The 14,432-nt window shown below is 71.0% G+C and carries 10 protein-coding genes and 1 tRNA gene; 2 read left to right on the top strand and 9 right to left on the bottom strand.

What is annotated here, in order from left to right:
• Nucleotides 1–73: 73 nt before the first annotated feature.
• Nucleotides 74–2,269: an elongation factor G-like protein EF-G2 gene (locus AOK18_RS06300; RefSeq protein WP_055693655.1), complete on the top strand. Its 2,196-nt coding sequence runs from the start codon at nucleotides 74–76 to the stop codon at nucleotides 2,267–2,269.
• Between the two features lie 274 nt (nucleotides 2,270–2,543).
• A complete protein-coding gene (locus tag AOK18_RS06295) occupies nucleotides 2,544–4,199 on the top strand; it encodes a hypothetical protein (RefSeq protein WP_055693654.1) in 1,656 nt (551 codons plus the stop codon).
• 63 nt (nucleotides 4,200–4,262) lie between these two features.
• On the opposite strand, the gene AOK18_RS06290 is transcribed toward AOK18_RS06295, so the two are convergent.
• The 9 genes from AOK18_RS06290 to AOK18_RS06250 all read right to left on the bottom strand — a co-directional run.
• Entirely contained in the window at nucleotides 4,263–4,811 is a 549-nt protein-coding gene (locus AOK18_RS06290; protein WP_055571413.1) for an HIT family protein, read from the bottom strand.
• A gap of 152 nt (nucleotides 4,812–4,963) precedes the next feature.
• Nucleotides 4,964–6,940 carry a threonine--tRNA ligase gene (thrS, locus tag AOK18_RS06285; RefSeq protein WP_055571412.1) on the bottom strand — a complete coding sequence of 659 codons (1,977 nt, stop codon included), beginning with the start codon at nucleotides 6,938–6,940 and terminating at the stop codon, nucleotides 4,964–4,966.
• 242 nt (nucleotides 6,941–7,182) lie between these two features.
• Nucleotides 7,183–7,254: transfer RNA gene (locus AOK18_RS06280), tRNA-Val, on the bottom strand.
• Nucleotides 7,255–7,293: 39 nt separating this feature from the next.
• Nucleotides 7,294–7,743, bottom strand: a complete 450-nt coding sequence (locus tag AOK18_RS06275; RefSeq protein WP_055571411.1) for an SRPBCC family protein — start codon at nucleotides 7,741–7,743, stop codon at nucleotides 7,294–7,296.
• A gap of 38 nt (nucleotides 7,744–7,781) precedes the next feature.
• Nucleotides 7,782–10,517, bottom strand: a complete 2,736-nt coding sequence (locus AOK18_RS06270; RefSeq protein ID WP_055693653.1) for an exo-rhamnogalacturonan lyase family protein — start codon at nucleotides 10,515–10,517, stop codon at nucleotides 7,782–7,784.
• A gap of 111 nt (nucleotides 10,518–10,628) precedes the next feature.
• On the bottom strand, nucleotides 10,629–11,228 hold the full coding sequence (locus tag AOK18_RS06265) for a hypothetical protein (protein WP_055693652.1): 600 nt from the start codon (nucleotides 11,226–11,228) through the stop codon (nucleotides 10,629–10,631).
• Nucleotides 11,229–11,240: 12 nt separating this feature from the next.
• Entirely contained in the window at nucleotides 11,241–12,173 is a 933-nt protein-coding gene (locus tag AOK18_RS06260) for a carbohydrate ABC transporter permease (protein ID WP_055693651.1), read from the bottom strand.
• Nucleotides 12,170–13,171, bottom strand: coding sequence for a carbohydrate ABC transporter permease (locus AOK18_RS06255; protein ID WP_055693650.1), 1,002 nt, complete (start codon nucleotides 13,169–13,171; stop codon nucleotides 12,170–12,172). The genes AOK18_RS06260 and AOK18_RS06255 overlap by 4 nt, the downstream gene beginning before the upstream one ends.
• Nucleotides 13,171–14,432, bottom strand: a 1,262-nt coding sequence (locus AOK18_RS06250; RefSeq protein WP_055693649.1) for an ABC transporter substrate-binding protein, incomplete at its 5' end; no start/stop codon positions are given. The genes AOK18_RS06255 and AOK18_RS06250, both read right to left, overlap by 1 nt.

Below are 14,432 nucleotides of genomic sequence, written 5' to 3'. Positions count from 1 at the left end.
CCCGGGCCGGGCCCGGGGAGCACTCCGCGGGTCCGCGTCCCCAGTGACCTCACCGTGCACGGGAGGCAGGACCATGGGCGACAAGGCGCACACACACCCCGGAGCCGCCGGAAGGGCGCGGGCGGCCGACCACCCCGCGGCCGTGCGGAACGTGGTGCTGGTCGGCCCCTCCGGATCGGGCAAGACGACCCTGGTGGAGGCCCTCGCGCTGACCGCGGGAGCCGTGAACCGGGCGGGCCGGGTGGAGGACGGCGGCACCGTCTCCGACTACGACGACATCGAGCACCGGCAGCAGCGCTCGGTACAGCTCTCCCTGGTGCCCGTCGAATGGGACGGCATCAAGATCAATCTGTTGGACACCCCCGGATACGCCGACTTCGTCGGTGAACTCAGGGCCGGTCTGCGAGCGGCGGACGCGGCCCTCTTCGTCGTGTCGGCCTCCGACGGGGTGGACGGCTCCACCCGCATGGTGTGGGACGAGTGCGCGGCCGTCGGCATGCCGCGGGCCATCGTCGTCACGCACCTGGAGGCGGCGCGCGCGGACTTCACCGAGATGACGCGCGTGTGCGCCCGGGCGTTCGGCGGGGACGACCCCGACGCCGTCCTGCCGCTGTACCTGCCGCTGCACGGTCCGGAGGGGCCCGACGGGCACGCGCCCGTGACGGGTCTGATCGGGCTGCTGACCCAGAAGCTGTTCGACTACTCCTCCGGGGAGCGCGAGGAGCACGAGCCCGACCCGGACCGGCTGCCGCTGATCGAGGAGGCCCGCAACCGGCTGATCGAGGGGATCATCGCGGAGAGCGAGGACGAGACCCTCATGGAGCGCTACCTCGGCGGTGAGCAGTGCGACGTCGAGACCCTGGTCGGGGATCTGGAGAAGGCCGTCGCACGGGGTGCGTTCTTCCCCGTCCTGGCCGCCGCCCCCGCCGCCGAGGGCGCCCGCCAGGGCCTCGGCACGGTCGAGCTCCTGGGGCTGGTCACCGCCGGCTTCCCGTCCCCGCCGGAACACGACGCACCGCGGGTGACCACCGTCGACGGCGCGCCGCGCGAGCTGGGCCCGTGCGACCCCGGCGCCCCGCTGGTCGCGGAGGTCGTCAAGACGTCGTCCGACCCGTACGTCGGCCGGCTCTCGCTGGTCCGGCTGTTCTCCGGCACCCTGCGCGCCGACCAGACGGTGCACGTCTCGGGGCACGGGCTGGCCGACCGGGGCCACGAGGACCACGACGTCGACGAACGGATCGGCGCCCTGTCCACACCGTTCGGCAAGCAGCAGCGCCCGGTCTCCCACGTCATCGCGGGCGATCTCGCGTGCGTGGCGAAGCTGGGCCGGGCGGAGACCGGGGACACCCTGTCCGCCAAGGACGACCCCCTGCTGGTGGAACCCTGGGAGATGCCCGACCCGCTGTTGCCCCTGGCCATCCAGGCGCACAGCAAACCGGACGAGGACAAGCTCTCGCAGGGACTGGCCCGCCTCGTCGCGGAGGACCCCACCATGCGCCTGGAGCACAACCAGGACACCCACCAGGTGGTCCTGTGGTGTCTGGGCGAGGCCCACGCGGACGTGGCCCTGGAGCGCCTGCGCAGCCGGTACGGCGTCCAGGTGGACGTCGTGGCCCACCGGGTGCCCCTGCGCGAGACGTTCGCCGGCAGGGCTTCCGGCCGCGGCCGGCACGTCAAGCAGTCCGGCGGGCACGGGCAGTTCGCCATCTGCGAGATCGACGTGGAGCCGCTGCCGGGCGGTTCGGGCATCGAGTTCGTGGACCGGGTCGTCGGCGGCGCGGTGCCGCGGCAGTTCATCCCGTCCGTCGAGAAGGGCGTACGGGCCCAGGCCGCCAAGGGAGTCGCGGCGGGCCATCCGCTGATCGACGTGCGGGTGACGCTGAGGGACGGCAAGGCGCACTCGGTGGACTCCTCCGACGCGGCCTTCCAGACGGCCGGCGCGCTGGCGCTGAGGGAGGCGGCCGCGGACGCGCGGATCAACCTCCTGGAGCCGGTGGCCGAGGTGAGCGTGCTGGTCGGGGACGACTACGTGGGCCCGGTGATGAGCGATCTGTCCGGCCGGCGCGGCCGGGTGCTCGGCACCGAGCAGTCGGCGGGCGGCCGCACCCTGGTCAGGGCCGAGGTCCCGGAGATCGAGATCGGCCGGTACAGCGTCGATCTGCGGGCCCTCTCGCACGGCACCGCGCGCTTCAGCCGCCGGTACGTGCGGCACGAGCCGATGCCGGCGCAGGTCGCCGAACGGGTCCGGGAGGAGGCACTCAGCGCCTGACGGCGGGCGGGGCACACGCCTCCTCCTCACCGGCACGGCCCGGGCACCACCGCACACCACCGCGCACCGGCATGCGCCCCCATGCGCCCGCGCACGCGCCCGGAGGAGACGGAACGCCCTCCGAGGAGCCTCACTTCGCGCCGGTGGGCGGCTTTCGGCCGTCCACCGGCGGACGCGGTCGGCTGCGGATACCCTGAGGTCCAGTTCAACAGGTGTGCGGAGCAAGGAAGTCGGGAAGGCCGCAAGACGACAGTCGCGGCGATCGGGGGCGGGAATGGCCGTTGAGGGCGGTTACGCGGAGTTCTTCGGTCCACAGGTGCCGAGCACCGGTGACGACGGGCAGACCCCGACGTTCGCGCTGGCCTCGGCCGCCTACCGGGACAACGAGGCCGACGAGATCCTCAAGGCCGACAGCGAGTGGCACAAGTCGTCCGTCAGCAAACCCCGGATCGCGCTGTTCCGGCCGAATCTGGGCGAGGCGTTCTCCCGGGCGGTCATCGACCGGATGCTGGGCGCCGGGCGGGCTCCGCTCATCCAGTCCTTCGGCACCCAGCCGCAGGTGGTCGTGGAGCACAGCCTCGCGGCCCACCGCATCCGCAGGGAGCGGGACAACCGGCTCAGCGCCGTGATGGTGCTGTGCGGTGTGCTGTTCCTGCCCGGACTGCTGGTCTGGCTGCTGGTCTTCCAGATCCGCACCACCATCGCCGGGCGCGAGGACAAGCGGGCCGGCGTGCTCGCCACCACGCTGCTGGTCGCGATGGGACTCCTCGCCGTGGTCTTCCTGCTCCGGATGCCGTTCGACGGGTTCTGGGGCTGGTACGCGCGCGCCTGTGTCGTCGCCCCGGTGATCGGCTGGTTCTGGGCCAAGCGGATCTGCGAGCGCACGGCGCACGACCTCCGGGAGCGCTGGAGCGGCCTCCTCTCCGGCGGCAGCGTCGGGGCCAAGGTGCCCGAGGCGGTGCCGAGCAGCCCCGGCGAGACGGCCGCCGAGGAACTGCGGCAGTCGCTGGCCCGGCTCAGCGCCGAGCAGCAGTCCAACTCCGTGTTCTACGCCGGACCCAAGGGGATACTCGGCATGGGCACGCGCTGGGGCAGCTGGCAGCTCGCCGAGGAGCTGGTCCCGGCCGACCCGGACCGGGAGATCAACCCGTTCCGCAGCTGGGACGTCATCAAGGCCGTGCACGACCGGCTGCGCATGCTGGAGCGCGGCCCGCTGCACACCGGTGGCTTCCCCAAGCCGACGGTGCGGCACTGGATCGTCACCCCGATCGGGGAGAACGCGGGAGCGGTGTCCCGGCCCGAGGGCACCGACGTCGAGGCGTACCAGATCAAGCCGCACGCCATACAGGAGATCTGCAACAACCAGCAGTTCGGCGCGGGCGACCGGCACTACCTGGGCGTGCAGTGGACCCTGTGGGACGGCCAGCTGGTCATCACCATGCTGATCACGGTGACGGTGCTGCACGAGACGCTGCGCATCGAGGTCACCGGACACGCCCTGGGCCCGGTGCACCCCCTGTTCACGAGCAAGCCGGCGGCCAAGGAGAAGAGCGTCCAGAAGTCGGTCAGGTTCTGGGAGACCCGGACGGTGAAGCTGCCGCTGGTCGACACCGACGAGGTGGTGCGCCTGGCCGCCCGTGCGCCGCTGACCTGGTATCCGCCGCTGCTCTACTGGCTGGGCGGCAAGCTCTCGCTGCCCGAGCCCTTCGGGCTGCGGCACGCCTGGGCGGACAAGCCGTGGCGGCACCGCTTCATGGCCGACGACGCGCTGCGCGCGGCCACCCCGGTCCTCCGGGCGGTGCACTCGGCGGCGATCAAGGTGCTGAAGGAGAACGGCGTGGACACGGAGAAGTTCGGCGCCCGCTCGGCGGGCCTGAGCGGTGCCATCCAGGAGGCGGCGCCCAAGAAGGCCGACGTGTACGACGCGTAGGCCTCCGGCCGCGGGCGGGACGGTCGCCGGGGCTGTCGTCCCGCCCGTCGCCGAGCGGGCGGGTCACGCCGTGGGCCAGGCCTCCGCGAGCATCTTGCGGGTGTCGCCCAGCAGCTGCGGCAGCACCTTCGTGTGGCCGACCACGGGAAGGAAGTTGGTGTCGCCGCCCCAGCGGGGCACGACGTGCTGGTGCAGGTGGGCGGCGATGCCGGCACCCGCGACGGTGCCCTGGTTCATGCCGATGTTGAAGCCGTGTGCGCCGGAGGCGGTGCGCAGGGCGCTCATCGCCTGCTTGGTGAACTCGGCGAGTTCCGCCGTCTCCTGCGCCGTGAGGTCCGTGTAGTCGGCGACGTGGCGGTACGGCACCGTCATCAGGTGACCGCCCGTGTAGGGGTACAGGTTGAGCACGGCGTAGACCAGTTCACCGCGCCGGAGGATCAGCCCGTCCTCGTCGGACTTGCCCGGGATGGAGCAGAAGGGACAGCCGTCGTCGGCCCCCGGGCCGCTCGGCTTGTTCTCGCCCTGGATGTAGGCCATCCGGTGGGGCGTCCACAGACGCTGGAACGCGTCCTGCGTGCCCACTCCGATCTGCTGCTCCGGCTCACTCGTCATACGTGCAGCATATGGCTTCGCCGTGGGGGGACGGCAAAGGCCCCCGGGGGAAGTTCCCGGGGGCCGATCCCCGCGCGGACGGGGAGCAACGGCACCTTCGCGTGTCCGGTGACCGGTGCGAACGGACCGTCCCCGCGTCGGCGGGGAGCACGTCAGACCTGGGCCCGGCGCTCCACCACGTCAACGATCTCGGCGATCGCTTCGTCACGGGAGATGCCGTTCTTCTGCGATCCGTCGCGGTAGCGGAACGACACCGTGCCCGCGTTCATGTCGTCGTCGCCGACGATCACCATGAACGGCACCTTCTGCTTCTGGGCGTTCCTGATCTTCTTCTGCATGCGGTCCGAGGAGGAGTCCACCTCGACCCGCAGGCCCTGCTTCTTCGCGTCCGCGGCGAACTTCTCCAGGTACTCCACGTGGGCGTCGCCCACCGGGATGCCCACCGCCTGCACCGGCGCCAGCCACGCCGGGAAGGCGCCCGCGTAGTGCTCCAGCATCACCGCGAAGAACCGCTCGATCGAGCCGAACAGCGCGCGGTGGATCATGACCGGGCGGGCCTTGGAACCGTCCGCGGCCGTGTACTCCAGGTCGAAGCGCTCCGGCAGGTTGAAGTCGAGCTGGATGGTCGACATCTGCCAGGTGCGGCCGATCGCGTCGCGGGTCTGGACGGAGATCTTCGGGCCGTAGAAGGCGGCGCCGCCCGGGTCCGGGACCAGGGGCAGGCCCTGCTTCTCGGCGACCTGGCGCAGCGTCTCGGTGGCCTCCTCCCACGCCTCGTCGGTGCCGACGAACTTCTCCGGGTCCTTGGTGGACAGCTCCAGGTAGAAGTCGGTCAGACCGTAGTCGCGCAGCAGGCCGAGCACGAAGGTGAGCGTCTTGTCGAGCTCCTCCGCCATCTGCTCGCGGGTGCAGTAGATGTGCGCGTCGTCCTGGGTGAAGCCGCGGGCGCGGGTCAGGCCGTGCACGACGCCCGACTTCTCGTAGCGGTAGACCGTGCCGAACTCGAAGAGCCTCAAGGGCAGTTCACGGTACGACCGGCCGCGCGCGTCGAAGATCAGGTTGTGCATCGGGCAGTTCATGGGCTTGAGGTAGTAGTCCACGCCCTCGTCGAGCTGCATGGGCGGGTACATGCCGTCGGCGTACCAGTCCAGGTGGCCCGAGGTCTCGAAGAGCTTCCCCTTCGTCGCGTGCGGGGTGTAGACGAACTCGTACTCGGCCTCCTCGTGCTTGCGCCGCGAGTAGTCCTCCATGACCCGGCGGATGATGCCGCCCTTGGGGTGGAAGACGGCGAGGCCGGAGCCGATCTGCTCCGGAACGGAGAACAGGTCCAGCTCGGAGCCGAGCTTGCGGTGGTCGCGCTTCTCGGCCTCGGCGAGGAACTCCAGGTGCGCCTTCAGCTCGTCCTTGGACGGCCAGGCGGTGCCGTAGATGCGCTGGAGCATCGGGTTCTTCTCGCTGCCGCGCCAGTAGGCGGCGGCGTTGCGCATCAGCTTGAACGCCGGGATGTTCCGGGTGGTCGGCAGGTGCGGGCCGCGGCAGAGGTCCCGCCAGCACAGCTCGCCCGTCTTGGCGTCGAGGTTGTCGTAGATCGTCAGCTCGCCGGCGCCGACCTCGACGTCCGCGCCGTCGTCGTGCGACGCGGCGCCCTTGAGGCCGATCAGCTCGAGCTTGTACGGCTCGCCGGCGAGTTCCTCGCGGGCGGCGTCGTCGGTCACCACGCGGCGCGAGAAGCGCTGGCCGCGCTTCTGGATCTCCTGCATGCGCTTCTCGACGGCCTTGAGGTCCTCGGGCGTGAACGGCCTCTCGACGTCGAAGTCGTAGTAGAAGCCGTCCTTGACCGGCGGGCCGATGCCCAGCTTGGCCTCGGGGAACAGCTCCTGCACGGCCTGGGCCATGACGTGCGCGGTGGAGTGGCGCAGGATGTCGAGACCGTCCGGGGAGGAGATCTCGACGGCCTCGACGGTGTCGCCGTCCGCGACCTCGTGGGCGAGGTCCCTGAGCTCACCGGACACACGCGCGGCGATGACCGAGCGCTCGCCCGCGAAGAGCTCGGCGGCCGTGGTGCCCGTCGTCACCACGCGTTCTTCCCGCTCGGAATCGCGTTGGATGATCACACGGACGTCTGACACCGGTCTCTCCTGACTGAAGGCTGGGCCGCGGCGCCATACCTGAGCGCACGCATGGGTGCGATCGTACCGACCCGGACCGGTGCGGGTCGAAATCATTGCCGCGGCCGTACGCGCCGCCACCGGCGCCCGGGTCCCCCGTCCCGTCCCGGTGGCCGCCGCCGACGGCACGGGATTCCTCCGGGCGCGCGGGCGGCCCCGGACGTGAAGAAGCCGGTCCGCCTGGGGCGGACCGGCTTTCCCGGTGGGCGATACTGGGTTCGAACCAGTGACCTCTTCGGTGTGAACGAAGCGCTCTCCCACTGAGCTAATCGCCCGGGAACGGACTGAACGATACAGGGCCGGGCGGGCTTGGTTCAAACCGCTCGGAGGTGCGCGGCCAGCCCGCGCCGGCCGGAGCGCATCATCAGGGTGTGGTTCGCGTGGAAGAGGGGACGCGCGGGCAGGGCGAGGCGGCGCAGCAGGGGTCTGCGGACGTCGGTCTCCTGGTCGTAGCGGGCGAGCGCGGTGCCGGGGCCGGCGGGGGTGACGGTCCAGCGGGCCCAGCCGTCGAGGTCCCCGGACAGGCGCACTTCGAGCACTCCGGCCGAGGGGTCGCGCCGTGTCTCCCGCAAGGTCGTCGTCAGGCTGTAGGGCAGGACGGAGCGGATCCGGACGGTACCGGCGCCGGCGTCGAGCCGGGTGACCTCACGGACCTGCGGCCACCAGCGGGGATAGCCCTCGATCCGTTCCAGGGCGCGGTACACCGGCCCGGCGGGCGCGGGCAGGCTCCACAGGCTGCGGAAGCGGTAGTGGTTCCGGTCCATGGGAGGAGTGTGCCCGCCCGTGCCCGCCGTACGGCTCGCTACGGCATCCGGTCCCCCAGCAGGGCGAGGTTCTCGATGGCGGCGAGACCGTAGAGCGCGGTGTCGTTGGTGGACACCCAGGTGGCCTCGCTGCCGGCGACCAGGGCGGTCGGTCCGGTCACCTTCTCGGTCCTCCAGGGTGCCGATTCCCTGTAGCCGTCGGAGCCGTAGAACTTCTCCCAGGCCCTCCTGGCCAGTTCCTCGTCACCGGTCTGCACGGCGGCGTAGGCGTCGAGGCGGGAGTGGCCCTGGAAGAGGATGAGGCTGCCGAAGTCCGAGCCGTAACGGGCCGCCTGCTCCGCCTTGGTTGCGTTGAAGTAGCGGCAGTAGTCGTAGTACGCCTCGTTGAAGGCAGGCATGTCGACCAGGTCGATGAGTTCGGCGCACAGTTCGTTCAGGCCGAAGACGGCCGACAGGTGGGAGACGCCGACCACGGGTTCCTCGGCGATCGCGAACCTCCCGGTGTCCAGGTCGTACAGGCCGGTGCCCTGGACGAATCCGTTGGGCTGGGCCGCGATGGTCTCCATGGTCGACAGGACGCGCGCCTTCGCCTTCTCCCACTTCGGGCCCCGGCGTTCCCACTCGGTGAGCCAGGCCGAGACCAGGCCGCTCCAGTCGGTGCCGAAGCCGACGGACAGGGCGTGCCGGTCGGGGGTGTACGGCTCGGTGCGGATCTTGCGGAGGGGGTCGAGGACGAGGAAGGTCTCGTCGGAGTCGACGTGGGCGTGCATGAGGTCGCCGACGCGTTCGTCGGCGGTGAGGAAGTAGTAGTAGCGGCGGTAGGTGGTGTTGGCGATGCGCTGCTGCTTGGCGCTGTCGGCGAAGTGCTGGACGCCGTGCCGGGTGCCCAGGCCGGCCCACTTGCCCAGGTGGTAGACGTCGACCTCGCCGGTGTGCCGGGTCATCGCCTCGGCGAAGCGGAAGATGTCGGCGCGGCCGGAGCGCAGGTAGGCGTACCAGAGCCAGAGGTCGGGCGAGAGTTCGGAGTTGTCCCAGGCGTAGCCGCCGACGTCGTAGCGCCACTGGTGGCGGGCGGTGTCGTAGGTGTGCATGATGTCGCCGTAGTCCCAGAAGCCGTACCAGCGGCGCTGCTCCACCTGGTCCTTGTAGTAGGTGAAGAGGAAGTCGAGGTGGTCCTCGATCCTCGCCTTGGCCGGGGTGGAGCGGTCGGGTGCGGCGAACAGGCCCCTGCCGAAGACCCCGGCGCCGATCAGCTGCCCGGGCGGGGCGGCGAGCTGCGGCAGGACGCGGACGGCCTCGACCTGCCGGGCGAGTTCCTCGGCGCTCGGGGTCGATCCGTTGGCCCAGAAGAGGAGTTCGGAGGTGCGGGCGATGCCGTGGGGGGTGCCGAACCCGGGTTCGTAGTCCTCGTAGGTGATGTTGAGGCCCTCGAGCTGTTCGGGGAAGGTGTCCTGGCCCATGCCGTCGTGGTAGAAGCGCAGGTCCATGGGTTGCGCCTCGGGCGACCAGAGCCAGAGGGTGACCTCGGCCGCGTCGGTGTGGGCGTCGCGGATGTCGAGCTGGGCGGGGTGCTTCTCCCAGAAGTCGCGCAGGCCGAAGGAGAGTCCGCCGCCGGCGCCGCCGACGTAGCCGAAGCCGGAGGCGCGCCGTCCGCCGCCGGCGCCGATCCAGCCGTAGCCCTTCCTGGTGCGCTTGCGCAGGGTGAAGCCGTCGGCGGAGAGCTGGGAGAGGGTGTAGTCGCCCCACTCGGGGATGTACTGCAGGCGGGTGGTGACCCGCTGGTCCCAGGTGGCGGGGTCGGGCAGCTTCTCGCCCGCGAACTGGGCGGCCTGCACGGCGGCCCCCGGGTCGCGGCGCAGTCCGGTGATGCCCTTGACGGCCTCGCGCAGCAGTCCCGTGCCCTCGCCGCCGATGCGGATGTGCCGGTCGTAGGACTCGTCGCGCAGGGGGACGGTGAAGCGGACGCCGAGGCCGCGGACGAAGTCGCCGCCCGCCCTGCCGGGTTCCTGCTTCCCGTCGTAGGTGACGGTGTGCACCATGCGGAAGGAGTCGGCGCCCGCGTAGAAGTAGAGGCGCAGGGAGAAGGGCAGCAGGCCGCGGCGGCCCTTGCGGTGCGTGCCGTCGACCCGGACGACGGCGCGGACCGGTCCCGTCTGTTCGACGGTGACCTCGTCGACGGTGCCGTCGAAGCGCTCGGTCCTGACGGTGGCCTGGTCGCCGTCCTCGTACTCGGGCTGGCGCAGCAGGACGAGGCGGCCGTTCCTGGCGATCTCCGTCGAGCCGCGGGTGACGGACTCGACGAGGGTGGCGCCGGACTGGGCGATCCTCGCGGTGATGACGCCGGTCGAGACGTCGATGGTGCCGCCGCGCCGGTCGACGGTGACCTTCTTCCGCGGTGCCGCGGCGGTGCCGGTGGTCAGGGTGAGTTTGCCGGTGCCGGAACTCACCGCGTGCGCGGTCCACTTCAGGGAGCCGTCCGGCCAGTGGGCGAGCGGCCAGGACTGTACGGGTACGGCCCTGCCGTCGGCGTCGGTCAGGGCGAAGGTCTGGTCGTCGCGGTGGACTCCCTTGGGCCAGGGCACGCCGACGGTGGATCCGGGTGCCGCGCCGAGGCCGCCGTCCTCGAGCCAGTCCAGGGTCACGGGGCCGTCGCCGGAGCTCCCGGCGCCCGGTGCGGCGGTGGCGTCGCGGCTGCCGAGGGCCCGGCTGAACTGGGCGGCGGCGCCTGCGACGGCGGCCGCTTTCAGGAGGGACCTGCGGGGGATGGGGGACATGGCCTTTCCTTTCCGTGCGGGAGGCAAGGGGATGTCAAGGGCATGACAGGCAAGGGCGCGGCGCCGGGGCGCCGGCCCGGTGGCGCCGGCCCCGGCGCGGGGCCTCGCCCGTCAGCGGTGGCGGTGGCGCTCCTCCACGGCGACGGCCGCCGCCGCGACCGCGCCCAGGACGGGCAGGGCGAGCGGTGCGCTGAACCAGGCGGAGCAGACCACCACGGCCAGCCCGCCGACGAGCAGGAAGGATCCGGCGGGATCGAGCGCGGTGCGGCGGGCGGCCCCCGTGAGCAACGTCCGCCAGGAGTCGCCGGGCCGCCAGACGGCCGCCGCGCGCAGCCCGGCGACGGCCGCCGCGATCAGGGCGAGCACGCCGACGGCGCCCACGAGCTCACCGCCCGGCAGTCCGGCCCGTACGGCCAGCACGTCCACCCGGACCACGGCGAGGGCGGCCCATCCGGCGAGTCCGACGAGCCACCCGCCGCGCAGCGCCGACCGGAAGTCGGCCGCGAACTCCCGCAGGCCGCCCCGCTCGTGGGAGAGGTGGCGCCCGAGGTGGCGGGAACCGGCCGCGAACGCCGCGGGGTAGGTGACCAGCGGCAGTGAGGCCAGCGCGATCCACACCCCGGTGAGCAGGCACTCCGCGAACAGGGCGAACTTCCCGGCGCGCGGCGACCCGCCGCGTGCGGCCCGGGTCCCGGCGTGCGCCTCGGTCATGATCGGTTCACCTCAGCCCTTCAGACCGGACGTGGCCATGCCGTCGATGAGGTGGCGCTGGAAGGCCAGGAAGAAGGCCAGCACCGGCAGCAGGGCGACCAGGGACATGGCGATCATGCCGCCGTAGTTCGCGATCCCCTCCTGGTCGACGAACATCTTCAGACCGAGCGAGACGGTGTACTTGCCGGGCTCGTTGAGGTAGATCAGCGGCCCCATGAAGTCGTTCCAGACGTTGATGAAGGTGAAGATGGCGCTGGTGATCAGGGCCGGCCGGCACAGCGGGAGCACGATCGACCAGTAGATGCGCGGGTGCCCGCAGCCGTCGAGACGCGCCGCCTCGTCGAGTTCCCTGGGCAGGCTGCGCATGAACTGCACCATCAGGAAGACGAAGAACGCCTCCGTGGCCAGGTACTTCCCCAGCAGGAGCGGGGTGTACGTGTTGATCATGTCCATGTTGCGGAAGAGCACGTACTGCGGGATGAGCAGCACGTGGTACGGCAGCAGCAGGGTCCCGATCATCAGGGTGAAGAGCAGGTCGCGGCCGGTGAACCTGATCTTCGCGAAGGCGTAGGCGGTCAGTGAGCAGGACACCAGGATCCCGATCACCGAGCCGACGGCGAGGAGGAGCGAGTTGAGGAAGAACGTGGAGATCTGGATGTCCGCGATGCCGTCGGCGAGGCTCGTGTAGTTGGCGGTGGTCGGATCCGCCGGGAAGAGGTCCAGGCTGCCGACGATGTCCTCGCTGTCCTTGAAGGACCCGCCGATGACCCAGGCCACCGGGTAGAGGATCACCGTGAGGATCGCCAGCGACCCGATGTGCCAGGCGAGCGAGCTGGGCAGACGGCGCCGCAGGGCCCCCGTACGCGTGGACCGGGCCGGTGTGACGTCGGCGGCCGGCGGGGGTGTCCCCCGGCCGGGCGATGTCGAGGGACCGGGGGAACTCATCGGCCGCCCTCCTCGTAGTGCACCCAGCGCTTCTGGGACCAGAAGAGCACCGCGGTGACCAGGGCGACCGCGACCAGCAGCATCCACGCCATCGCGGAGGCCAGGCCCATCCGGCTGTTCTCGAAGCCCTGGACGTACAGATAACAGGTGTAGACCATGGTTCCGTCCGCGGGACCGCAGGCGTTGCCTCCGGCACCCCCGCCGACGATGTAGGCGGAGCTGAAGATCTGGAAGGAGTGGATGGTCTCCAGCAGCACGTTGAAGAAGAGGACCGGCGAGATCATCGGCAGGGTGATGTTCCAGAACTGCCGGACCCTGCCCGCTCCGTCGACGTCCGCCGCCTCGTACAGCTCGCGCGGCACCTGTTTCAGGCCGGCCAGGAAGATGACCATGGGAGCGCCGAACTGCCAGACGGTGAGCGCCACCAGGCTGTAGATGATCAGGTCCGGGTCACCGGTCCAGCCGCCGGCGCCGATGCCGAAGATCTTCTGCGTGCGGTCGACGATCGCGTCGTCGGAGAAGATCGCCTTCCACACGATGGCGACGGAGACGCTCGCCCCGATCAGCGACGGCGCGTAGAAGGCGGCCCGGTAGAAGGCCTGTCCGCGCCGCTTCTGGGCCAGCAGCAGCGCCACTGCAAGCGCCGCGACGAGCTTGATCGGCGTGCCCACGACCACGTACCAGAGCGTGACCCGCACCGAGTGGCGCCAGCGCGGGTCGGCGAACATCTCGGAGAAGTTGTCCAGGCCGATCCACCGGGGGGCGTCGAAGAGGTTGTAGTCGGTGAACGCGAAGTAGAGCGAGGCGGTCATCGGGCCCGCCGTCAGCAGCAGGAACCCGGCGATCCAGGGGGACATGAAGAGGTAGCCGGCCAGGTTCTCCCGGTGGCCCCGCCGTTTCGGGGCGACGGGGTGCGGGGAGGCCACCGGGCCGTGCCGCGGCCCGGAGTCCCGGACCGGGCCCTGCGTCGCGGGGGCGTGTGTCACGGCGCTTCCCATCAGCCGGCGAGAGCCGTCTTCGACTCGGTGAAGAACTGCTTGACGGCGTCCGCCACGGAGCGCTTGCCCAGGCCCAGTTCCTCGGCGATGCGCAGGAACGCGGCCTCGCAGACGTCGGCGCCGTTCGGGTGCGGGGTGATGGGCTCCAGGACGCCCGACTCGACGAGGGACTCCTCGTAGGCCGCGATCGCCCTGTTGACCGGATCGGTCGGCCGGTACGCGTCGAACTGGGCCTGCGTGGTGGGCACGCCCCGGTCGTACCCCATGATCTCGGCGACCTCGGGATCGTGCACCATGAAGTCGATGAACCGGGCGACCTCCTCGGGGTGCCGGGTGCGCCTGGAGGCGCTGAGCATCAGGGAACCGAGGTACTGGCCGGTCTTCCTGCCGTCCGTGGTCGGGATGGGGGCGAGGCCGTACTCGCTCTTGCCCTCGGAGGTGTAGCGGACGGTGAAGTTGTCCCAGGTGAACTCGCTTCCGGCGAGTTCGGCGGAGAGCGCCGACTTGGGCTTGATCTGGGCGACCTTCTTCGGGTCGGCGAACAGGCCGGTCCTGACCCCCTTCTCCGCCTTGGTCCACCACCGGGTCAGGTCCGCCTCGGTGAAGCCCAGCCCCTCCTCGGTGAAGAACGCCTTGCCGTTCTGCCTCAGGTACAGGTCGTAGAGGTACATGACGCCGTACATGCCGCTGTCCCCGGCCCGGCCCGTCCTGTCGCGGATCCTCGTCATCGCCTCGTCGAAGTCGTCCCAGGTCCAGCCCTGCTCCGGCGTGACGCCGGCCCGGGTGTAGACGGGCTTGTCGATCACCAGGGCCAGCGAGTTCGACCCCACGGGCACGCCGAGGAGCTTGCCGCCGACCTCGCCGAACGTCTCCAGGCCCGCCCGGAAGCCCTCCATGGAGAGGTTGCCGGCCTTCACCTGCCCGTTGAGGTCGAGCAGCACGTTCTTCGCGTCGTATTTGCGGAGGAATCCGATGGCGTTCTGGAACACGTCCGGCGGATTCCCGCCGGACGCCTGCGTGTGGAACTTCTTCCAGAAGTCGGGGTACGGCTGGAAGTCGGTCTTGATCTTGATTTTCGGGTGCTTCCTCTCGAAGAGCGCGATGGTCTTGTTGATGCGCTCGGCCCGGTCCTCGGCACCCCACCAGGAATAACGGAGCGTCACGGTCCCGTCGCTCGAACCGCTTCCGCCGCCGCACGCGGTGGCCGTGGCACCCAGCCCCGCGACGGCCAGCGAGGCCCCCGCCGCCTTGAGGACCGTCC

This window comes from Streptomyces prasinopilosus (genome assembly GCF_001419695.1).
GTDB lineage: Bacteria > Actinomycetota > Actinomycetes > Streptomycetales > Streptomycetaceae > Streptomyces > Streptomyces prasinopilosus.
The sequence above is the reverse complement of the archived record's forward strand: the minus strand, read 5'-3'. Positions and strand labels throughout refer to the sequence as shown.

Coding starts and splice junctions, on each gene's coding strand:
- AOK18_RS06260 (WP_055693651.1), bottom strand. CDS start 12,173: ATGAGTTCCCCCGGTCCCTCGACATCGCCCGGCCGGGGGACACCCCCG.
- AOK18_RS06295 (WP_055693654.1), top strand. CDS start 2,544: ATGGCCGTTGAGGGCGGTTACGCGGAGTTCTTCGGTCCACAGGTGCCG.
- AOK18_RS06255 (WP_055693650.1), bottom strand. CDS start 13,171: ATGGGAAGCGCCGTGACACACGCCCCCGCGACGCAGGGCCCGGTCCGG.
- AOK18_RS06270 (WP_055693653.1), bottom strand. CDS start 10,517: ATGTCCCCCATCCCCCGCAGGTCCCTCCTGAAAGCGGCCGCCGTCGCA.
- AOK18_RS06300 (WP_055693655.1), top strand. CDS start 74: ATGGGCGACAAGGCGCACACACACCCCGGAGCCGCCGGAAGGGCGCGG.
- AOK18_RS06290 (WP_055571413.1), bottom strand. CDS start 4,811: ATGACGAGTGAGCCGGAGCAGCAGATCGGAGTGGGCACGCAGGACGCG.
- AOK18_RS06275 (WP_055571411.1), bottom strand. CDS start 7,743: ATGGACCGGAACCACTACCGCTTCCGCAGCCTGTGGAGCCTGCCCGCG.
- AOK18_RS06265 (WP_055693652.1), bottom strand. CDS start 11,228: ATGACCGAGGCGCACGCCGGGACCCGGGCCGCACGCGGCGGGTCGCCG.